Annotated in this window: 20 protein-coding genes; 18 read left to right on the plus strand and 2 right to left on the minus strand. The window is 64.6% G+C overall.

Annotated features, from left to right (window positions below; genetic code table 11):
- The first annotated feature begins 9 nt into the window (after positions 1-9).
- The 3 genes from ACODSO_RS05740 to ACODSO_RS05750 are packed head-to-tail and all read left to right on the plus strand — an operon-like array spanning position 10 to position 2,992.
- A complete protein-coding gene (locus tag ACODSO_RS05740) occupies positions 10-963 on the plus strand; it encodes a Ppx/GppA family phosphatase (protein WP_068380102.1) in 954 nt (317 codons plus the stop codon).
- Positions 960-2,141 carry a hypothetical protein gene (locus ACODSO_RS05745; protein ID WP_489035719.1) on the plus strand — a complete coding sequence of 394 codons (1,182 nt, stop codon included), beginning with the start codon at positions 960-962 and terminating at the stop codon, positions 2,139-2,141. The genes ACODSO_RS05740 and ACODSO_RS05745 overlap by 4 nt, the downstream gene beginning before the upstream one ends.
- Positions 2,142-2,152: 11 nt before the next feature.
- Positions 2,153-2,992 (plus strand): sugar phosphate isomerase/epimerase family protein, encoded by an 840-nt coding sequence (locus ACODSO_RS05750; RefSeq protein WP_489035720.1) that lies wholly within the window; start codon positions 2,153-2,155, stop codon positions 2,990-2,992.
- 12 nt (positions 2,993-3,004) lie between these two features.
- Here the strand turns inward: ACODSO_RS05750 and ACODSO_RS05755 are convergent, their stop codons facing one another.
- Positions 3,005-3,421 (minus strand): hypothetical protein, encoded by a 417-nt coding sequence (locus ACODSO_RS05755; protein ID WP_489035721.1) that lies wholly within the window; start codon positions 3,419-3,421, stop codon positions 3,005-3,007.
- An 83-nt stretch (positions 3,422-3,504) separates the two neighbouring features.
- On the opposite strand from ACODSO_RS05755, the gene ACODSO_RS05760 reads away from it, so the two are divergent.
- The 8 genes from ACODSO_RS05760 to ACODSO_RS05795 all read left to right on the plus strand — a co-directional run bounded on the left by ACODSO_RS05760 (position 3,505) and on the right by ACODSO_RS05795 (position 9,398).
- Positions 3,505-4,137: a MerR family transcriptional regulator gene (locus ACODSO_RS05760; RefSeq protein WP_489035723.1), complete on the plus strand. Its 633-nt coding sequence runs from the start codon at positions 3,505-3,507 to the stop codon at positions 4,135-4,137.
- The gene (locus ACODSO_RS05765; protein WP_489035725.1) at positions 4,134-4,964 is read left to right on the plus strand and encodes a thioesterase family protein; all 831 of its coding nucleotides are present in this window, start codon (positions 4,134-4,136) and stop codon (positions 4,962-4,964) included. Before ACODSO_RS05760 ends, ACODSO_RS05765 begins: the two co-directional genes overlap by 4 nt.
- A gap of 32 nt (positions 4,965-4,996) precedes the next feature.
- Entirely contained in the window at positions 4,997-5,812 is an 816-nt protein-coding gene (gene proC / locus ACODSO_RS05770) for a pyrroline-5-carboxylate reductase (protein WP_489035726.1), read from the plus strand.
- Between the two features lie 127 nt (positions 5,813-5,939).
- Positions 5,940-6,176: a helix-turn-helix domain-containing protein gene (locus ACODSO_RS05775; RefSeq protein ID WP_068380116.1), complete on the plus strand. Its 237-nt coding sequence runs from the start codon at positions 5,940-5,942 to the stop codon at positions 6,174-6,176.
- A 278-nt stretch (positions 6,177-6,454) separates the two neighbouring features.
- Entirely contained in the window at positions 6,455-6,556 is a 102-nt protein-coding gene (locus ACODSO_RS05780; protein ID WP_003402602.1) for a 30S ribosomal protein bS22, read from the plus strand.
- Positions 6,557-6,733: 177 nt separating this feature from the next.
- A complete protein-coding gene (locus ACODSO_RS05785; protein WP_489035732.1) occupies positions 6,734-7,840 on the plus strand; it encodes an SDR family oxidoreductase in 1,107 nt (368 codons plus the stop codon).
- Positions 7,837-8,892, plus strand: a complete 1,056-nt coding sequence (locus ACODSO_RS05790; protein ID WP_068380121.1) for a 1-acyl-sn-glycerol-3-phosphate acyltransferase — start codon at positions 7,837-7,839, stop codon at positions 8,890-8,892. Before ACODSO_RS05785 ends, ACODSO_RS05790 begins: the two co-directional genes overlap by 4 nt.
- Before the next feature lie 17 nt (positions 8,893-8,909).
- Positions 8,910-9,398 carry a GNAT family N-acetyltransferase gene (locus ACODSO_RS05795; RefSeq protein WP_068380124.1) on the plus strand — a complete coding sequence of 163 codons (489 nt, stop codon included), beginning with the start codon at positions 8,910-8,912 and terminating at the stop codon, positions 9,396-9,398.
- A 59-nt stretch (positions 9,399-9,457) separates the two neighbouring features.
- On the opposite strand, the gene ACODSO_RS05800 is transcribed toward ACODSO_RS05795, so the two are convergent.
- Entirely contained in the window at positions 9,458-10,393 is a 936-nt protein-coding gene (locus ACODSO_RS05800; protein WP_489035757.1) for an HAD family hydrolase, read from the minus strand.
- A 240-nt stretch (positions 10,394-10,633) separates the two neighbouring features.
- On the opposite strand from ACODSO_RS05800, the gene ACODSO_RS05805 reads away from it, so the two are divergent.
- The 7 genes from ACODSO_RS05805 (at position 10,634) to ACODSO_RS05835 (ending at position 17,706) form a co-directional block, all read left to right on the plus strand.
- Positions 10,634-10,906: a glutaredoxin family protein gene (locus ACODSO_RS05805; protein ID WP_489035734.1), complete on the plus strand. Its 273-nt coding sequence runs from the start codon at positions 10,634-10,636 to the stop codon at positions 10,904-10,906.
- Positions 10,907-11,100: 194 nt separating this feature from the next.
- Complete coding sequence (locus ACODSO_RS05810; protein ID WP_489035736.1) at positions 11,101-11,949, plus strand: redox-sensing transcriptional repressor Rex; 849 nt, start codon at positions 11,101-11,103, stop codon at positions 11,947-11,949.
- A complete protein-coding gene (locus tag ACODSO_RS05815; RefSeq protein WP_068380134.1) occupies positions 11,946-13,328 on the plus strand; it encodes a glutamyl-tRNA reductase in 1,383 nt (460 codons plus the stop codon). The genes ACODSO_RS05810 and ACODSO_RS05815 overlap by 4 nt, the downstream gene beginning before the upstream one ends.
- 59 nt (positions 13,329-13,387) lie before the next feature.
- Positions 13,388-14,404, plus strand: a complete 1,017-nt coding sequence (hemC, locus tag ACODSO_RS05820) for a hydroxymethylbilane synthase (protein ID WP_489035759.1) — start codon at positions 13,388-13,390, stop codon at positions 14,402-14,404.
- Positions 14,405-14,563: 159 nt separating this feature from the next.
- Positions 14,564-16,126 carry a bifunctional uroporphyrinogen-III C-methyltransferase/uroporphyrinogen-III synthase gene (locus tag ACODSO_RS05825; RefSeq protein ID WP_068380143.1) on the plus strand — a complete coding sequence of 521 codons (1,563 nt, stop codon included), beginning with the start codon at positions 14,564-14,566 and terminating at the stop codon, positions 16,124-16,126.
- A 15-nt stretch (positions 16,127-16,141) separates the two neighbouring features.
- A complete protein-coding gene (gene hemB, locus ACODSO_RS05830; RefSeq protein WP_068380144.1) occupies positions 16,142-17,116 on the plus strand; it encodes a porphobilinogen synthase in 975 nt (324 codons plus the stop codon).
- Entirely contained in the window at positions 17,113-17,706 is a 594-nt protein-coding gene (locus ACODSO_RS05835; protein ID WP_068380170.1) for a hypothetical protein, read from the plus strand. The genes hemB and ACODSO_RS05835 overlap by 4 nt, the downstream gene beginning before the upstream one ends.
- Positions 17,707-17,765 lie beyond the last annotated feature (59 nt).

The raw sequence follows: 17,765 nt of genomic DNA on the forward strand, positions 1-17,765 counted from the left end.
CGTGGGGATGTGCGATTAGGGGTGCTCGACGTCGGAAGCAACACCGTGCATCTTCTGGTGGTGGATGCGCATCGCGGTGGACACCCGACGCCGATGAGTTCGTCGAAGGCGACTCTGCGGCTGTCGGAGAACACCGACGCCGACGGAAACATCACGCGTGAAGGTGCTGATCGTTTGGTGGGCGAGGTCGGAGACTTCGCGGCGATCGCCAAGAAGTCGGGTTGCGAAGAGCTCATGGCGTTCGCGACGTCGGCGGTACGTGATGCACACAACAGTGACGCAGTTCTCGCGCGAGTCCAGCAGGAAACCGGGGTGGCTCTGCAGACGCTGTCCGGGGTCGACGAAGCGCGGCTGACGTTCCTCGCGGTGCGTCGCTGGTACGGCTGGAGTGCTGGTCGAATCGTGAACCTCGACATCGGTGGCGGCTCCCTCGAATTGACGTCGGGGACCGACGAGGACCCCGACAGAGCGTTTTCGCTCTCGCTCGGCGCAGGCCGCCTGACCAGGGATTGGCTCGACGTCGACCCGCCAGGTAAGCGTCGCGTCGCGGTTCTGCGAGACTGGCTCGACGCCGAGCTCGCGACACCGGCCAAAGAGCTCCTCGCGGCCGGCGAACCGGATCGGACGGTCGGTACATCGAAGACGTTTCGATCGCTGGCGCGGTTGACCGGCGCGGCACCATCCGCAGCCGGTCCGAGGGTGACTCGGACGCTCACTGCGGACGGTCTCAGGCAACTTATAGCCTTCATTTCCCGGATGACGGCGTCGGACCGTGCAGAATTGGAAGGAGTCAGTGCCGACCGGTCACCGCAATTGGTGGCCGGGGCATTGGTAGCGGAAGCGAGTATGCGAGCACTGTCGATCGACACGATCGAAATTTGCCCGTGGGCGCTGAGGGAAGGGTTGATTTTGCGGAAGCTGGACACCGAAACGGACGGCGATCTGGTGGTGCGGTCGACATGAGTGACAACAACGCTGACCCGGAAGACACCGGGCAGATCTCCGTCGCCGAGCTCCTGGCGCGCAACGGTCAGAAGTCGACAGGCGTCAGCTCGGGCGGACGTCGCCGTCGCGGCGTGAAGGGCGGCATCTCGGTAGCCGAACTGACCGGTGAGATCCCAGTGGTTCGATCCGAGCCTGCGTCACCGCAGGCTCCGGTGATCGCCACCGAAGCCGCGTCGCCGCAAACCCCGCCGAAGGAGCCTCAGCAAACCCCGCCGAAGGCGCCTCAGCAAACCCCGCCTCAGCAACTCCCGCCACGGCAACCTTTGCTGCGGGACAAGACCACGCAGGAACCGGAGTTGCTGTCCGGCTCGACGACGGCTGCCGGTGATCTGCTCAACCAGGCTCACGACGAGAGTGAGCGTCGTCCCTACGGTGCGACAGCCTCCCAGCGTCCGACGCCGAGCCAACGTCCCACTCCGAGTCAGCGGCCCACGCCGGTGACCGGTCGTCGGGCAACCGCTGACGACGCCGACAGTGCGCGATCCACCGAACGCCCGCAACGCGCGTCGGGTTTCGTGGCTCGGAGCCGAATCCAAGCGGCCGATACCGGCGCCGAACCGGTCACCGACATCACACCGAAGCCTGACGCGGACGTGACGGCCCGGACGCCGGACCTGACCAAGAAGATCGCTGCCCTCGAAGCCGAGAACTCGGACGCACAAACCTCGGACGCACAAACCTCGGACACAGAAACCTCGGACCCAGATACGTCTGCCGCAGAAACCTCGGACGCTGAGACTTCGGCCGCCGAGACGTCGACGGCAACCTTGGACAAGAGCGAGGACGTAACTTCTACCGACGAGTCCGCGGATGGTGCGGCGGTGGAGCAGTCGGCGACGCCTGCCGCCCCGGATCGTGTCTCCGGCAAGAAGGATGCGGCCAAGCAATGGCTCGCTCTCGTCGGCCAAGGCGTCGTCGCCGTCATCGTCGGTGCGCTGCTGTTCAAGGGCTTCGAGCGCCTGTGGGACATGCTGCCCTGGGTGGCTCTGATTCTTGCGGTGCTCGTGATCGTCGGTTTGGTTGCGGTTGTGCGGATCCTGCGTCGAACCGATGACATGATCAGCATGGTGATCGCGATTGCCGTAGGAGTGTTCGTCACTCTCGGTCCGCTTGCGTTCCAACTGAGTACTGGCTGATCGGGTCTGTGATGGGCGGTCGTGTCGCTGTTGGGCTGTCCACTGCCTCGGTGTACCCACAGAACACCGAGGCGGCGTTTCGATATGCCGCGGATTTGGGCTACGACGGTGTCGAGTTGATGGTGTGGGCCGAGTCGGTCAGCCAGGACGTGGAAGCGGTCGGAGCGCTCGCGCGGAGATACGGCGTCCCGGTGCAGGCTATTCATGCGCCGTGCCTGCTCATCTCGCAACGTGTGTGGGGGGCCGATCCGGCAGCGAAGCTGGAGCGTTCGGTGCAGGCCGCCGAGAAGCTCGGCGCGTCGACAGTCGTCGTGCACCCGCCGTTTCGGTGGCAGAAGAAGTACGCCGACGGCTTCGGCGAGCAGGTTGCAGATCTCGAGATGGGCTCCGACGTCGTCGTGGCAGTCGAGAACATGTTCCCGATGCGGGCCGACCGATTCTTCGGCCGCAAGGAAGGCTCTGCGGCTCGACTCCGCAAGCGCGGCGGTCCGGGTGCAGCGCTGTCCGCGTTCGCACCGTCCTACGATCCGACCGACTCGGGGCACGCCCACTACACGCTGGATCTATCGCACACGGCCACAGCAGGCACCGATGCCATCGAAATGATGAACCGAATGGGCGACGGTCTCGCGCATCTGCACCTCGCCGACGGACGAGGCGCGTCGGTCGACGAGCACTTGATTCCGGGTCACGGCGATCAGCCCTGCGCCGAAGTCTGCACCGAGTTGCGGCGTCGCGGTTTCACCGGTCAGGCCGTGATCGAGATCAACACTCAGAATGCGCGAACACTGGCGGAGCGGTCATCGATGCTCGGTCAGGCTCTGTCCTTCGCGCGTCGCTACCTGCAGTGAACACGCGGGGCGTCACAGCGCTCCGACTCCGGCGACGACGACGCCGACTCCGCTGACGACAAGTCCGGCCGTCAGTGTTGCGGCGCCCACCCACACCGCTGCGATCGCCCGACCGGGCTTCTGCGGATCGGCTCCGAGAACCGACAGAAAGAACCCTGCGGGGATGAAGATCGCTGCGGACAGTACGGCGATAGAGCCCACCGCGGACCATATGTCCGAGACGCCCGCCGCGTTCGTCACCAGGGCGACGACCAATCCCAGCGTCACCAGGACGCCCGCGTGCGCGTGCCCGGCGCGGAAGAAGGTCTTTTGCAGGGCGTTGGCACCCTGCGCGCCGCTGGTCACCCTGAGCAGGAACGTTCCGCCGTATGCGATTCCGACGACGGTGAGCAGTGTGACGCCGAGAACGATGGTCAGCAGTGCGCTCATTTCGGGCTCCCTGTAAAGTTGCTGGATACTTTCACTATCTATATTGGATAGTGAAAGTATCCAGTTTGTCAAGGAGGTGTGGAGTGCGCGTGTCCGAGCTGGTCGATGCGTCGGGACTCCCGCTCGCGACCATCAAGTACTACTTGCGTGAAGGTCTGCTCATGCCGGGCGAGGCAACGAGCGCCACGCAATCGAAGTACAGCGAGGAGCACGTCGAACGGCTCGTGCTGATCAAGGCGCTCACCGGGGTGGGTCTACCCATCGGCAGGATCCGCACCGTTCTGCAGCTGATCGAACATCCCAACCACTCACTCGTCGAGACGTTGGGACGCGCCATTTCCGAGCTTCCGCCCTATCTGGACAGAGACGATGCGTCCGAATATCCGCGAGCTCGAGCCGCGATCGGGAGGTTGGGGCAGGTGTACGACCCCAGGTTCGCGGCCGTCGCGCAGCTCGAACGCGCACTGCAGGCGGCCGAGGACGTAGGCATACCGATGACCGACGAACGGCTGGAGGTCTATGGGCGTGCCATCCGACGGATCGCCGAATACGACCTCGCGTTGATGCCGGAGTCCACGGACGCAGCCGTCGAATACGCCGTGCTCGGCACCGCGATCTACGAACCGATAATGACCGCCCTCAGGCGGCTTGCTCACCAGGACATCGCATCCACAAACCCTGAACAGAAGATCGTTTCCGAAAGGCAAGACACATGAGTAGCCCCTTCAAGTCGGCCACGACACTGACGACTATCGAACGGACGGAGACCGACGGCTCCTACGCCGCGGTGATCGACTCGACGTGGACCATCGGGCCTAAGGTCCACGGCGGGACGATGCTTGCCGCGTGCGCCGCTGCAGCGAAGTCGCAGCTGCGGGGCGACGATGTCCAACCGCTGGCGGTGAGCGTCAGCTACCTCAGTGCACCCGATCCCGGCGAGGTCGCACTGACCGCGATCGTCCGCAAGCGCGGCAAGCAGGTCTCGCATGTCGACGTCGAGATGACTCAGGGTGACCGGGTGGCGGCGCGCGCGATGGTGACGCTCGGTCGACCGGACGTCGACGCCCCTCGCCACGAAGTGCAGTCATCCCTGTCGTCGATGGCCGTAGAACCGCCCGCAGACACCGAGTCGATCGGCGGTGACCACCCGATGGCGTCGATCGTGCACGTCGCGCAGGGCTGCGACATGCGAATCGATCCGACGTCGGCACACTTTCTGACCGGCAAGCAGGGGGAGCCCGAGGTTCGGATGTGGGTTCGACCGCACGAAGGTGACGAGGCAGACGCGGACACCTGCGCATTGTTCGCGCTCATGACGGGCGACATCTGTGCGCCTGTGACGATGAATCGGGGCATGTTCGGGTGGGCGCCGACTGTGCAGCTGACCACCTACCTGCGCCGCCGGCCTTCACCCGGCTGGCTCCGGGTCGCGGCCAGCAGCACCGTCATCGGCGGCACGTGGTTCGAGGAGGACCATCTCGTGCTCGACTCGACCGGCGCCGTCGTGGTGCAGAGCAGGCAGCTGGCGATGGTGCCGCGCTGAGGTTCTCCGAGCCACCGATCTAGGCTTGCCGCATGACGAGAATTGCTGTAATCGGAGGCGGGCGCATCGGTGAGGCGTTGATCGCCGGACTGCTCGAAGCGGGCTATGCAGTTCGTGACCTGGTGGTGGCCGAGAAGTTCGAGCCCCGTGCTGCCGAGCTGGCCTCGACCTTCGGGGTGCTGACGACGACCATCGCCGAGGCATCCGAGAATGCCGACGTCATCGTGTTGGCCGTCAAGCCAGGAGATGTGGACGGGGCACTCACCGAGGTCGCCAAGATCGATCTCGACGGAGAACGTGAACAGCTCATCGTCTCGCTCGCCGCAGGTGTACCCACCGCGAAGTTCGAGTCGAAGTTGCCCGCTGGGTTCCCGGTCGTGCGCGTCATGCCGAACACGCCGATGCTTGTGGGCGAGGGCGTCAGCGTTCTAGCGCCCGGGAAGTACGCCAAGGCCGAACATCTCGAACTGGTGCAGACGATTCTGTCGACGGTCGGCAAGGTCGTTACCGTGAAAGAGAACCAACTCGATGCCGTGACGGCGGTATCCGGGTCCGGTCCCGCCTACTTCTTTCTCGTCGCCGAAGCGATGATCGACGCCGGCGTCGGCCTCGGATTGACCCGCGAAGTTGCCTCCGCGATCGTCGTTCAGACGATGGTCGGGTCCGGGGCGATGCTGGATCGCTCGGATGAGACGCCGACGGAGCTTCGTTATGCAGTTACTTCTCCCGGCGGAACAACGGCCGCGGCAGTGCGAAAACTGGAAGAAAACGGCCTCCGAGCAGCGTTTTTCGATGCTGTGGGTGCCGCGAAGTCCCGTGCAGCTGAGATGGGCGTCACAGCGGAATAGAAAACTGATGCCCTACACCCGTCGCAGTAACCCCATTGGTCACGTTAAGCTCAGTGGTAGCACGTGCGTGTCTGTTCGGCAGGAGGGGAAGCCTGCCGCGCGAGACGTGCCGGAGGTATGTGAATAGATGGCGCCTGTAAACAAGCCGTCCAAGGGTGCGTCCCTGGATGGCCAACCAGCTTTGGCTGGAACGCAATTCCTCACAGTGGCCGAAGTGGCAACGCTGATGAGGGTGTCCAAGATGACTGTGTACCGACTGGTGCACGGCGGAGAGCTGCCTGCTGTACGAGTGGGTCGATCGTTCCGTGTGCACGCCAAGGCTGTGCACGATTACCTCGAGACCTCGTACTTCGACGCAGGCTGAGTCGCGCGCTTCGGTGTCGACTTCGCTCTATCGGGCCGGTTTCGTGGATCGTTGGCCACACCGGTAAGGTGGAGTCTCGTCGTGGCCGAGTAATATCGGCACTCGTGCCAGGGGCTGATTAGTTGCATCGAGCTTCGACCAACGAGGCCCGAGCGCCAGCTTGGGGATCGACGGCTTACTCCACGTGAAAGTCCTGTGGGGGAGTTCGAGGCTGCCAGGTAGGCGTACGCAACTTCGCGTGCGCGAAAACGCTAGAGAAGAACGTGAGGACACCCGCCATGGGTTCAGTGATCAAGAAGCGTCGCAAGCGCATGTCGAAGAAGAAGCACCGCAAGCTGCTTCGTCGCACTCGAGTGCAGCGCAGGAAACTCGGTAAATAGAGCTTTCGAGAAGGAGCCCGTCACCAGCAATGGTGGCGGGCTCTTTTCATCGGTCGGTGCTCGGCGCGGTCACGTCCAGACAAGCATTTATCCTGCACAGGGTGTCGAAATCGGTTCGCTCGCATCTTCCAGGGATTCCAGTAGGCTGCAGGTTGCGGCAACCAATCGGGGGTGTGAGTGACTTCGAACGAGCGAGGCGTTGCGGCGCCCAAAGTGGTGCTGGTCACCGGGGCGAGCCGCTTCCTCGGTGGGTATCTCGTCACCCGACTGGCACAGAATCCCGCTGTAGATCGCGTCATCGCCGTCGATACCAAATCACCGAGCAAGGACCTTCTTCGTCGAATGGGACGCGCGGAGTTCGTCCGGGCCGACATCCGCAATCCATTGATCGGGAAAGTCATCCGAAATGCGGGCGTCGACACCGTCGTGCATGCGGCGACCATCACCAAGCCCCCCAGATCCGGCGGGCGCGCGACGATGAAAGATCTCAACGTCATCGGCGCGATGCAGTTGTTCGCGGTGTGCCAGAAGTCCCCGTCGGTGCAAAAGGTCGTTCTTCGATCCTCGTCTTCGGTGTACGGATGCAGTGCCAAGGATCCGGTCAAGTTCACCGAGGAGATGAGTGCGCGCAAGCCTCCGTCGGGAGCATTCGCACGCGACACCATCGACATCGAGGGGTACATCCGCGGACTCGGACGTCGACGCCCCGACATAGCCGTTTCGATTCTGCGGTTGGCGCCGCTGATCGGGCCGCGGCTCAACGGATCGATTTCCCGCTACATGACCTCGCCGCTGATTCCCAGCATCATCGGCCGCGACGCCCGGATGCAGCTCCTACACGAAGAAGATGCTCTTGCTGCGCTCGAGCGCGCGACGATGGGTGGTCCAGCCGGAACGTTCAACGTCGGTGCCGACGGCACGATCATGTTGTCGCAAGCCATTCGTCGAGCCGGTCGTATCGAGGTGCCGGTGCCGTTTGCCCTGTTCAAGAGTGTCGGTCGAGCGCTGATGGGCGGAATGATGCGCGAATTCACGACCGAGCAACTGGACTACTTCCACTTCGGCTGCGGGCTGGACACGACCCGAATGCGATCCGACCTCGGATTCGAGCCGCGTTGGACTACGGTTCAGGCATTCGACGACTACGTCCGTGGCGCCGCACTTCGGCCGGTGGTCCGGACCGAGTGGGTGGACTCGGTGGAGAAACGTGCGTTGTGGGCCGCGGACGCCGGTGCAGCGTTGTCCAAAGCCGCACTGGCCGCGACTACAGGCAGGGAGAGGTGAACGAGGTGGCGAAGGTGATCCCGCTGCACGGTAGCGGCGCCGGACGCGACCATGCCGGCCGCAGCCGCAGCCGTGCCGAGGACAGTCGCAGTCGGCACCCGTCGTCGTACGCCGACACCACGCCGCCGATACCGCTGGTTCCACCCGTGTCCGCGCACCCTCTGGAACCGGTGGGCCCATCGGACGGCTCTCAGATCGACGCGGCGAAGGCCAAACTCGTCGAGACCATCTCGGACACAGCCGAATTCGTTCGTCGGCGAATGGCCGGCGACTATGTCGTCGACGAGTTCGGTTACGACCCGCACTTCGCCGACGCCGTATGGCTGCCGCTCCTGCGTCCGCTCTTCGACAAGTGGTTCCGAGTCGAGATCAAAGGCATCGAGAACATTCCGAACGACGGTGGAGCTCTCGTCGTCGCCAATCACGCCGGCGTGATTCCGGTCGATGCGCTCATGGCGTCGGTGGCCGTCCGCGATCATCATCCTGCGCACCGCCCGCTGCGAATGTTGGCCGCCGACATGGCATTCGAGATGCCGGGCGTCGGAAACATCGCACGAAAAGCCGGCCACACGCTCGCCTGCAATCCCGACGCGGAACGTCTGCTTCGGATGGGCCAGGTGGCCGCTGTGTTTCCCGAAGGCTTCAAGGGCATCGGCAAACCCTTCAGTGAGCGATACAAACTGCAGCGCTTCGGCCGTGGTGGGTTCGTGTCCGCGGCGCTGAAAACCGGTGCGCCCATCATTCCGTGCTCGATCGTCGGTTCGGAGGAGATCTACCCCAAGATCGGCGACATCACCCCGTTGGCGAGATTGATGGGCATGCCGTACTTCCCGGTGACCCCGTTCTTTCCGCATCTGGGCCCGCTCGGTCTCATTCCGCTGCCGTCGAAGTGGTACATCGAGTTCGGCAAGCCCATCGCCACCGACTCCTACGACGCTCAGGCCTCGGAAGATCCGATGGTGCTCTTCGAATTGACCGACCACGTACGTGAGACCATTCAGCACACCTTGTACCGACTGTTGGCCAAGCGCCGCAACGTCTTCCTGGGCTGATCAGTACCCTGGTCCGGGTGCTGATTCGAGACACCACCACCGAGGACCTCCCCGCGATCCTCGACATTCACAACGACGCCATCAGGAACACGACGGCCATCTGGGACGAGACCGAGGTCGGCCTCGACGAGCGGATGGAGTGGTTGGCCGGGAGGTTGCGTGCCGGCTATCCGGTGCTGACGGCCGTCGTCGACGGCGAGGTTGCGGGGTACGCGTCGTATGCGCAGTGGCGACCGAAGAGTGGCTACCGCCTCACCGTCGAACACTCGGTGTACGTGGCGGGCAATTTCCAGCGCCGCGGACTCGCGAGTGCTCTGCTCACGGAACTGATCGAGCGGGCGCGGTCGGCAGGCATCCACGCACTCGTCGGAGTCATCGAATCACGAAACACGACGTCGATTTCACTGCACGAGAAGTTCGGTTTCGTCACGGTCGGTCAGATGCCCGAGGTCGGCATCAAATTCGACCGTTGGCTCGACCTCACACTGATGCAGCTGACGCTGTAGACCCTGCGCGCTGTAGACCCTGCGCGCTGTAGACCCTGCGCGCTGTAGACCCGACACGGTCAGCCTCGACGGCGACCGATCACAGCCGCGAGCCCACCGCCGACGGCGCCCAACGCGAGCGCTGTCGGTACCCCGATCTTCGCCGCTTTGCGGCCCGTCCGAAAGTCTCTGATCTCCCAGCCGCGGTTCTTGGCGAGTTCGCGCAGGTCCGCATCCGGATTGACGGCGACGGCTGTGCCGACGAGTGAGAGCATCGGGACGTCGTTGTGACTGTCCGAATACGCCGTGCAGCGTTTGAGGTTCAACCCCTCGCGCACGGCTAGCGTCCGTACTGCGTGCGCTTTTCCGAGGCCGTGCAGAATGTCGCCGACGAGCCTGCCGGTGAATACGCCGTCCTTGCTCTCGGCGACGGTACCCAGCGCACCGGTCAGCCCGAGCCGCTCGGCAATGATCTGTGCCAGCTCAAGTGGCGTCGCGGTGACGAGCCAGACCTGCTGGCCTGCATCGAGATGCATCTGTGCGAGCGCGGCCGTGCCGGGCCAGATTTTATCGGCGATGAGTTCGTCGTAGATCTCTTCGCCGAGCATCCGCAGTTCGGAGGTCGGTCTGCCCGTGATGAAGGAGAGCGCCTTCTCCCGACCGCTTGCGACGTCCTCGCTGTTCTCTTTGCCGCTGACTCTGAACTTGACTTGCTGCCACGCGAACTGAGCGAGGTCACCGCTGGTGAAGTACTTGCGCGCGGCGAGGCCGCGGGCGAAGTGGATGATCGAAGCGCCTTGGACCATCGTGTTGTCGACGTCGAAGAACGCTGCGGCGGTCAAATCCAGCGGAACCGATGCGCCGACCTCTGCCTGCAGTGCGATGGCTGCGTCCGCGCTGGCCTCACCGGCGACGCTTGCCCGGACCTCGGCATCGGAGGGGCCGAGCGGGTTGCGGAGCCGTCGTTTGCGACGCTTGTCGCGCTTGTCCTCACCGGGTCTGCTCGTCTCGACCATGTCCTCGTCGGGTACGTCGGACACCGGTAGATCGACGACGACCGGTTCGTCGGCCGTCACGTCGTCGTCAGGCGTCTGAAAGCCCCCGTCGCTCATCACGCGCACCTCCATGCTCGAGCAGTGTCATGAACCCTAGTCCGTACAACGAAACTTCGAACCGGCCGCACGGTCCCGACCAGTGCGGACTTCGTCGTAGAGATGTGACGTTCGTCTCTCGGTCGGGCATGGAAGGGTGGCAGCATGGTTTCTCCGGACCCGACCGTGGTTCTTCTCACCCGCGCGGGCTGCCACACCTGCGTCGTCGCGCTCGCGCGGTTACAGGAGGTGTGCAGCGACTTCGCGATCACCCCGACGTCTATCGACGTCGACGAAGTCGCCGACACAGCCCCTGACCTGCGCGCCGAGTTCGGCGATCGCGTGCCTGTGGTCCTGCTGGACGGTCGCGAGCACAGTTACTGGGAGGTCGACGAGCCGCGGTTGCGGGCGGACCTGACTGCCTGGAGGGCACCCTAAGAACGTGCGTGTGCTCTCGCTTTGCAGGTGAGGGCCCCTCTAGCACGGATCGAGCGACTTTGTTCATTCGTTCACAAGCGGTTACCGTGGTCCCAGCGCAGGAGTGGAACCTGTGGCGCCTGCATGAATTTTTCGATCGAGCTTGTCCAGGATCACCGTGAAGACCGGCATCGCAGCCGTTCGGACGAGGAGCCATGATTGTGACCGAAGAGCGCCCGGCCGTGCCGGTTGGTGTCGAACGGTCACCTGGCATCGGTGGATCTGCAAGTCCCGAACGTGTTATCCCACAGGCTACGGTGACGCGATTGGCGACCTACTTGCGGGTCCTCGGAATCCTGGCAGACGACGGAGTTCTCATCGTGTCCAGTGAAGAGCTGGCCAATGCCGCAGGGGTCGGATCGGCCAAGCTCCGCAAGGATCTGTCCTTCCTCGGGCCCAATGGTGTTCGCGGAGTCGGGTACGACGTCATGCGCCTGCGAGCCAAGATCGAAAGTGCGCTCGGCCTCGATCGGGGGCACAAGGTTGTGCTGGTAGGCGTCGGAAATCTCGGGGAAGCGCTGGCCAGGTACGGCGGATTCGGTCGCCGGGGATTCTCGATGGTGGGCCTGTTCGATCGCAATCCGGAGCGCGTCGGCCTCGATGTCGACGGCCTCCAGGTGCGACACGTCGACTCTCTCGAGCAGGCATGCCGCGATCTCGAAGCGACCATCGGTGTCATCGCCACTCCCGACGAGTCCGCGCAGTCGGTGGCGTCGTCGTTCGTCGCGGGCGGTGTCGAATGCATCCTCAGTTTCTCTCCGGTGACGCTGGACGTACCGGATCGAGTGGAGGTCAGGCGCGTCGACCTGGCCGTCGAGATGCAGGTTCTCTCCTTCAACAGCTCGCGTAACGAGGCTGCTCGTCACGCGCCGGCGTTGTCTCCCAATCCTCGACTGGGTCGTAGTCGCGGACCGCGGGTCGTTCCCGGTTCGCTACCGAGCACGACCGCCATCAGCCCCTCAGTAAACAGTTCGACAAGAAACGGATCGGTGATTGCACCGTGAGTGTCCTTCTCGTCGGGATTTCGCACCGTAGCGCTCCCGTCGCAGTCCTAGAGCGTGTCGCCATCACCGACACCGAGCGACCCAAGCTGACCGACAAGCTCATGGCCAGCGGCAACATCTCCGAGGTGATGGTCGTCTCGACCTGCAACCGGGTCGAGGTATACGCGGTGGTCGACGCGTTCCACGGCGCTCTGGCAGCAGTCGGCGAAATACTGTCGGAGCACTCCGGCCTCCAAGTACCGGAACTGACCAAGCACGCGTACGTGCGCTACAGCGAGGCGGCGGTCGAGCATCTCTTCGCCGTCGCCAGCGGACTCGATTCGATGGTCATCGGTGAGCAGCAGATCCTCGGACAGATTCGCGCCGCGTACGCATCGTCGGACAGCCAGCAGGCGTCAGGACGGGTTCTGCACGAACTTGCCCAGCAGGCCCTCCGCGTGGGAAAGCGGGTGCATTCCGAGACCGGAATCGATTCGGCCGGCGCGTCGGTGGTGTCGGTCGCTCTCGATCGGGCCGCACTGCTCTTCGGTGGCAGCCTGACGGGACGGACCGCAGTAGTTCTGGGCGCAGGAGCGATGGGAGGACTGTCCGTCGCGCATCTCGGTCGCGCGGGCATCGAACGTCTCATCATCGTCAACCGCACGCGGGAGCGAGCGGACCACCTTGCCGACACCGCTGTGTCGGCGGGCGTCGAGGCAACCGCGATGAACTTCGAGGACTTCGCGTCCGCGCTGTCGGACGCCGACATTCTCGTCACCTGTACCGGTGCGGTCGGGGCTGTCGTCTCGCTCGCCGATGCCCACGTTGCGCTTGCTCAGCGTGAGTCCGGACGCCCGCTCGCAATCTGTGACCTCGGATTGCCGCGCGACGTCGACCCGGCCGTTGCCGGTCTGCCCGGCGTCGAGGTGTTCGACATGGAGTCGCTTCAGCGCGACCCCGCAGCAGGCGCAGCATCCTCGGACGCGTCCGCGGCTCGTGAAATCGTCTCCTCCGAGTTGTCCGGCTACCTCGCCGGGCAACGCCTTGCCGAGGTGACCCCGACGGTGACTGCACTGCGCCAACGCGCAGCCGAGGTCGTCGAAGGCGAACTGATGCGGCTCGAATCCAGGCTGCCCGGTCTCGACTCGCCACAGCGCGACGAGGTGGCCCGCACCGTGCGACGCGTCGTCGACAAGCTCCTTCATTCGCCGACCGTGCGTGTCAAGCAACTGGCCACCACCCCGGGTGGCGACTCCTACGCGGCCGCGTTGCGTGAGCTGTTCGAGCTCAGCCCCGGTGCCGTCGAGGCAGTCGCGAGCCCGATAGAGATCAACGGAATGGAACTCGTGGACGACTTCACAGCCAGCCGGACCGAGGTTCGGAAGGGACAAGCGGAGTGAACGACTCGGATGGGCAGGAGTGGAGCCTGCGGAACGACCCGGATGGGCAGGAGTGGAGCCTGCGGAATGACCCGGATGGAACGGCGGTCGTTCGGATCGGAACACGAGGATCACTGCTCGCTACGACGCAGGCCGAGACCGTCCGTCAGGGACTCATCGCGGCAGGGCTCGACGCCGAGCTCGTCATAGTCAAGACGGCGGGCGATCTGTCAGCGGCACCGGTGCAGACAATTGGAGTCGGCGTGTTCACCGCCGCGCTACGCGAGGCTCTGACCGACGGCAAGGTCGACATCGCCGTGCACTCCTACAAGGACTTGCCGACGGCCCCCGACGAGAGGTTCGTCATCGCCGCGATTCCCGAGCGTGAGGACCCGCGTGATGCGCTCGTCGCTCGCGACGGACTCGTTCTCGGTGAGCTGCCTGCGGGCGCGAGAGTCGGTACGTCGGCGCCGCGTCGCTCAGCCCAGCTTCGAGCACTCGGTCAGGGGCTCGACGTGAGGCCGTTGCGCGGCAACCTCGACACCCGAATCGGCAAGGTCGCATCCGGGGAACTGGACGCAGTGGTCGTCGCGCGCGCCGGCCTGGCCCGTATCGGGCGTCTCGACGTCGTCACCGAGTCCCTCGATCCGGTTCAGATGTTGCCGGCGCCTGCTCAGGGCGCGCTGGCAGTCGAATGCCGCAGCGCCGATACCGATCTCATCGATATCGTGCGCAGCCTCGACGACGCGAACTCGCGGGCGGCCGTCGCGGCCGAGCGCGGACTGCTCGCGGAGTTGGAAGCAGGGTGTACCGCTCCCGTCGGCGCGATCGCGGAAGTGGTCGAGTCCATCGACGAGGACGGCCGGATCTTCGACGAGATCTCGTTGCGCGGGTGCGTCGCCGCCATCGACGGCAGCGACAGCATCCGGGCCTCCATCGTCGGGTCGATCGACAATGCGGAGGAACTCGGCCGCGACCTCGCCCGCGAGTTGCTCGATCTCGGTGCTCGCGAGCTGGTGGCCGTCACCGAACCTGCAGCCACACCATCCGCTGTATCGACACAGTCAGCGCACACCCCGGGAGCCACCCATGTCTAGGTCGATCACCGCACCGACACGCGGACGCGCCAAACGCAGGGCCCCGCGGCCACCGGTCAGAGGCGGATCCATCGCAACTGCGCGGTTGATCCCCAAACGGGGCCCGGCCACCCCGATAGAACTGCATTACCCACACAAGAAAGCACTGGAGAACAACCGATGAGCCCAGTCCGCAAGAACGCCAACGGGCGGATCCTGTTCGTGGGATCCGGGCCGGGTGACCCGGCTCTGCTCACTGTCCGAGCACGTGAGGTACTCGGCGCCGCCGAGCTCGCCTTCACGGACCCGGACGTCGACAAGGGCGTCGTCGCCCTCGTCGGAAACGACTTGCCCCGTGACCCGGAGACCGGCGCCAACGGCGTCGACGTCCGACCGGCCCTCGGTGAACCCGCAGAGGTCGCGAAGACTCTGCTGGCCGAAGCGAAGAACGGACACGACGTGGTCCGGCTCGTGTCGGGAGATCCGCTGACCACCGATTCCGTCATCGCCGAGGTCAGTGCCGTCGCCCGCACCCACGTGCAGTTCGAGGTTCTGCCCGGACTGCCGTCCGGATCGGCAGTGCCGAGCTACGCCGGCATGGCGTTGGGGTCGGGTCACACCGAGGCCGACGTCCGAGGAGAGGTCGACTGGGCTGCGCTCGCCGCAGCTCCCGGCCCACTGGTCCTGCATGCGACGTCGGGACACCTCGCCGAGACCGCAAGCGCACTCGTCGAACACGGACTCGCCCCGCAGACGCCCGCCGCGATCACCGTCCGCGGTACCACTCGTCAGCAGCGCACCGTCGAAGCGACCCTGGCGACGCTCAACGACGCAGGCAGCGAGCTCGTCGGCTCTCTCGTCGTCACCGTCGGCAAGGTCGTCTCGGGACGAAACAAGATGTCCTGGTGGGAATCTCGCGCACTGTACGGCTGGACCGTCCTCGTGCCGCGTACCAAGGATCAGGCAGGTGAGATGAGCGATCGGCTCGTCACGCACGGCGCCATCCCCATCGAGGTCCCGACTATTGCCGTCGAGCCTCCCCGCAGCCCGGCTCAGATGGAACGCTCGGTCAAGGGGCTGGTCGACGGTCGCTACCAGTGGGTCGTCTTCACCTCCACCAACGCCGTTCGCGCGGTGTGGGAGAAGTTCGAGGAGTTCGGACTCGATGCCCGTGCGTTCTCCGGCGTGAAGATCGCGTGCGTCGGTGAAGCTACCGCGGAGAAGGTCCGGTCGTTCGGAATCAACCCCGAACTGCTGCCGTCGGGGGATCAGTCCTCGCTCGGTCTGCTGGAAGACTTCCCACCGTACGACGAGGTCTTCGATCCGGTCAATCGGGTTCTGTTGCCGCGTGCGGACATCGCGACCGAGACGCTCGCCGAGGGTCTGCGTGAGCGTGGTTGGGAAATCGACGACGTCACCGCCTACCGCACCGTGCGGGCCGCACCGCCCCCCGCCGAGACACGCGAGATGATCAAGACCGGCGGATTCGACGCGGTGTGCTTCACGTCGAGTTCGACCGTTCGCAATCTCGTCGGTATCGCTGGTAAGCCGCACGCGCGCACGCTGGTTGCCTGCATCGGACCCAAGACGGCCGAGACTGCCGTCGAGTTCGGACTGCGGGTCGACGTCCAGCCCGAGACCGCGCAGGTCGGTCCTCTGATCGAGGCGCTGGCCGAGCATGCCGCTCGTCTGCGCGCCGAAGGCGCCCTGCCGCCTCCGCGTAAGAAGTCTCGTCGGCGCTAACGAAGTGAGGCACCCTTGTTTCCGGTAGATCGTCCACGCAGGCTCAGGCGCACCCCGGCGCTTCGGCGTCTCGTTGCCGAAACATCGTTGCAGGCACGGCATCTGGTGTTGCCGATGTTCGTCGCGGACGGCATTACCGAGCAGCGCGAGATCTCGTCGATGCCAGGCGTTTTCCAGCACACGCTGGATTCGCTGAGCAAGGCCGCCGAAGAGGCGGTCGCTGCAGGCGTCGGTGGTCTGATGTTGTTCGGTGTGCCGCGGCCGGAGGACAAGGACGCAACCGGCACGGGCGCAAGCGATCCCGACGGAATCCTCAACCGAGGGCTGCGAGCATTGAAGGCGGACCTCGGTGATGCGACGGTCATCATGGCCGATACGTGCCTCGACGAGTTCACCGATCACGGCCACTGCGGTGTGTTGACGCCCGAAGGTGTGGTCGACAACGATGCAACCCTGACGCGCTACGTCGATATGGCTGTGGCACAGGCAGATGCCGGTGCCCACCTGCTCGGGCCGAGCGGAATGATGGACGGCCAGGTGGCGGCGATACGCGGCGGGCTCGATGCAGCCGGACACACCGAGGTCGGTCAGCTGGCGTACTCGGCGAAGTACGCGTCCGCCTTCTACGGACCGTTCCGGGAAGCGGTCGGTTCGTCGCTGCAGGGGGACCGGCGCACCTACCAGCAGGATGCGGCGAATCGCCGCGAAGCTGCGCACGAGGTGGAACTCGACCTCGCCGAAGGTGCAGACATGGTGATGGTCAAGCCCGCGATGTCGTATCTCGACATCCTTCGGGACGTTGCGAATATATCTCCGGTTCCCGTTGCGGCATACCAGATTTCGGGCGAGTATGCGATGATCACGGCCGCCGCGCAGAACGGGTGGATCGATCGTGATGCGGCGGTGCTCGAATCGTTGACGAGTATCAGGCGCGCGGGTGCCGACGTCGTACTCACCTATTGGGCAACAGAAGCGGCAGGGTGGCTGTGAGCAACAACTGGCATCCCGAGAACGAACAGCAACCGCCACACCCGGACTGGGAACGTTGGGAAGCCGAGCACGGCCCGCCGCCGCTGCAGCGGGTCGAACGACCGGCTCCGGTCGACGTCGAGACAGCTCGGCACCTGTGGTGGGGAGTGACCGGGCTCGGATTGCTCAGCCTGTTGATGACCTTGATCATGGTGAACGGTGAGCGGTCGGTTTTCGCGCAACAACTCGTCGACGACGTCAAGGCGCAGGATCCCTCGCTGCCCCTGACGCTCGACTCCGCCGAGACCTATCTGACTGTCGCCCTCGTAGTGATGGCGTTGTTCGGGATCGGTTTCGCTGCTCTGTTCACCTACTGGGTACAGAAGATGCGGATGGGGCGGTTGTGGGCCCGCGCGGTGTTGACGGCGATCGGAACCGTCACCGTGGTGCTGGCGCTCCCACAGTTGTTCGGCTTCGGCGTCGACGGTGGTGCCCTGCAGATCGTCATGAGTGTGGTCTCGATCTTGCAAGGTGTGCTGGCCGCAGGGGCGATCTACCTGCTTCACCGCAAGGAATCCAATGCCTACTTTCTGGCTTCACGTAAGGCCTGATGTCCCTCGGCGTGTCACTCACGTCACTCCAGTAACATGTGATTAGTATCACCGTTGAT

This window comes from Rhodococcus sp. FG69, assembly GCF_057808915.1.

Coding starts and splice junctions, on each gene's coding strand:
- ACODSO_RS05750 (WP_489035720.1), top strand. CDS start 2,153: ATGGGCGGTCGTGTCGCTGTTGGGCTGTCCACTGCCTCGGTGTACCCA.
- ACODSO_RS05780 (WP_003402602.1), top strand. CDS start 6,455: ATGGGTTCAGTGATCAAGAAGCGTCGCAAGCGCATGTCGAAGAAGAAG.
- ACODSO_RS05825 (WP_068380143.1), top strand. CDS start 14,564: ATGAGCCCAGTCCGCAAGAACGCCAACGGGCGGATCCTGTTCGTGGGA.
- ACODSO_RS05775 (WP_068380116.1), top strand. CDS start 5,940: ATGGCGCCTGTAAACAAGCCGTCCAAGGGTGCGTCCCTGGATGGCCAA.
- ACODSO_RS05765 (WP_489035725.1), top strand. CDS start 4,134: ATGAGTAGCCCCTTCAAGTCGGCCACGACACTGACGACTATCGAACGG.
- ACODSO_RS05755 (WP_489035721.1), bottom strand. CDS start 3,421: ATGAGCGCACTGCTGACCATCGTTCTCGGCGTCACACTGCTCACCGTC.
- proC (WP_489035726.1), top strand. CDS start 4,997: ATGACGAGAATTGCTGTAATCGGAGGCGGGCGCATCGGTGAGGCGTTG.
- ACODSO_RS05800 (WP_489035757.1), bottom strand. CDS start 10,393: ATGGTCGAGACGAGCAGACCCGGTGAGGACAAGCGCGACAAGCGTCGC.
- ACODSO_RS05805 (WP_489035734.1), top strand. CDS start 10,634: ATGGTTTCTCCGGACCCGACCGTGGTTCTTCTCACCCGCGCGGGCTGC.
- ACODSO_RS05810 (WP_489035736.1), top strand. CDS start 11,101: ATGATTGTGACCGAAGAGCGCCCGGCCGTGCCGGTTGGTGTCGAACGG.
- ACODSO_RS05745 (WP_489035719.1), top strand. CDS start 960: ATGAGTGACAACAACGCTGACCCGGAAGACACCGGGCAGATCTCCGTC.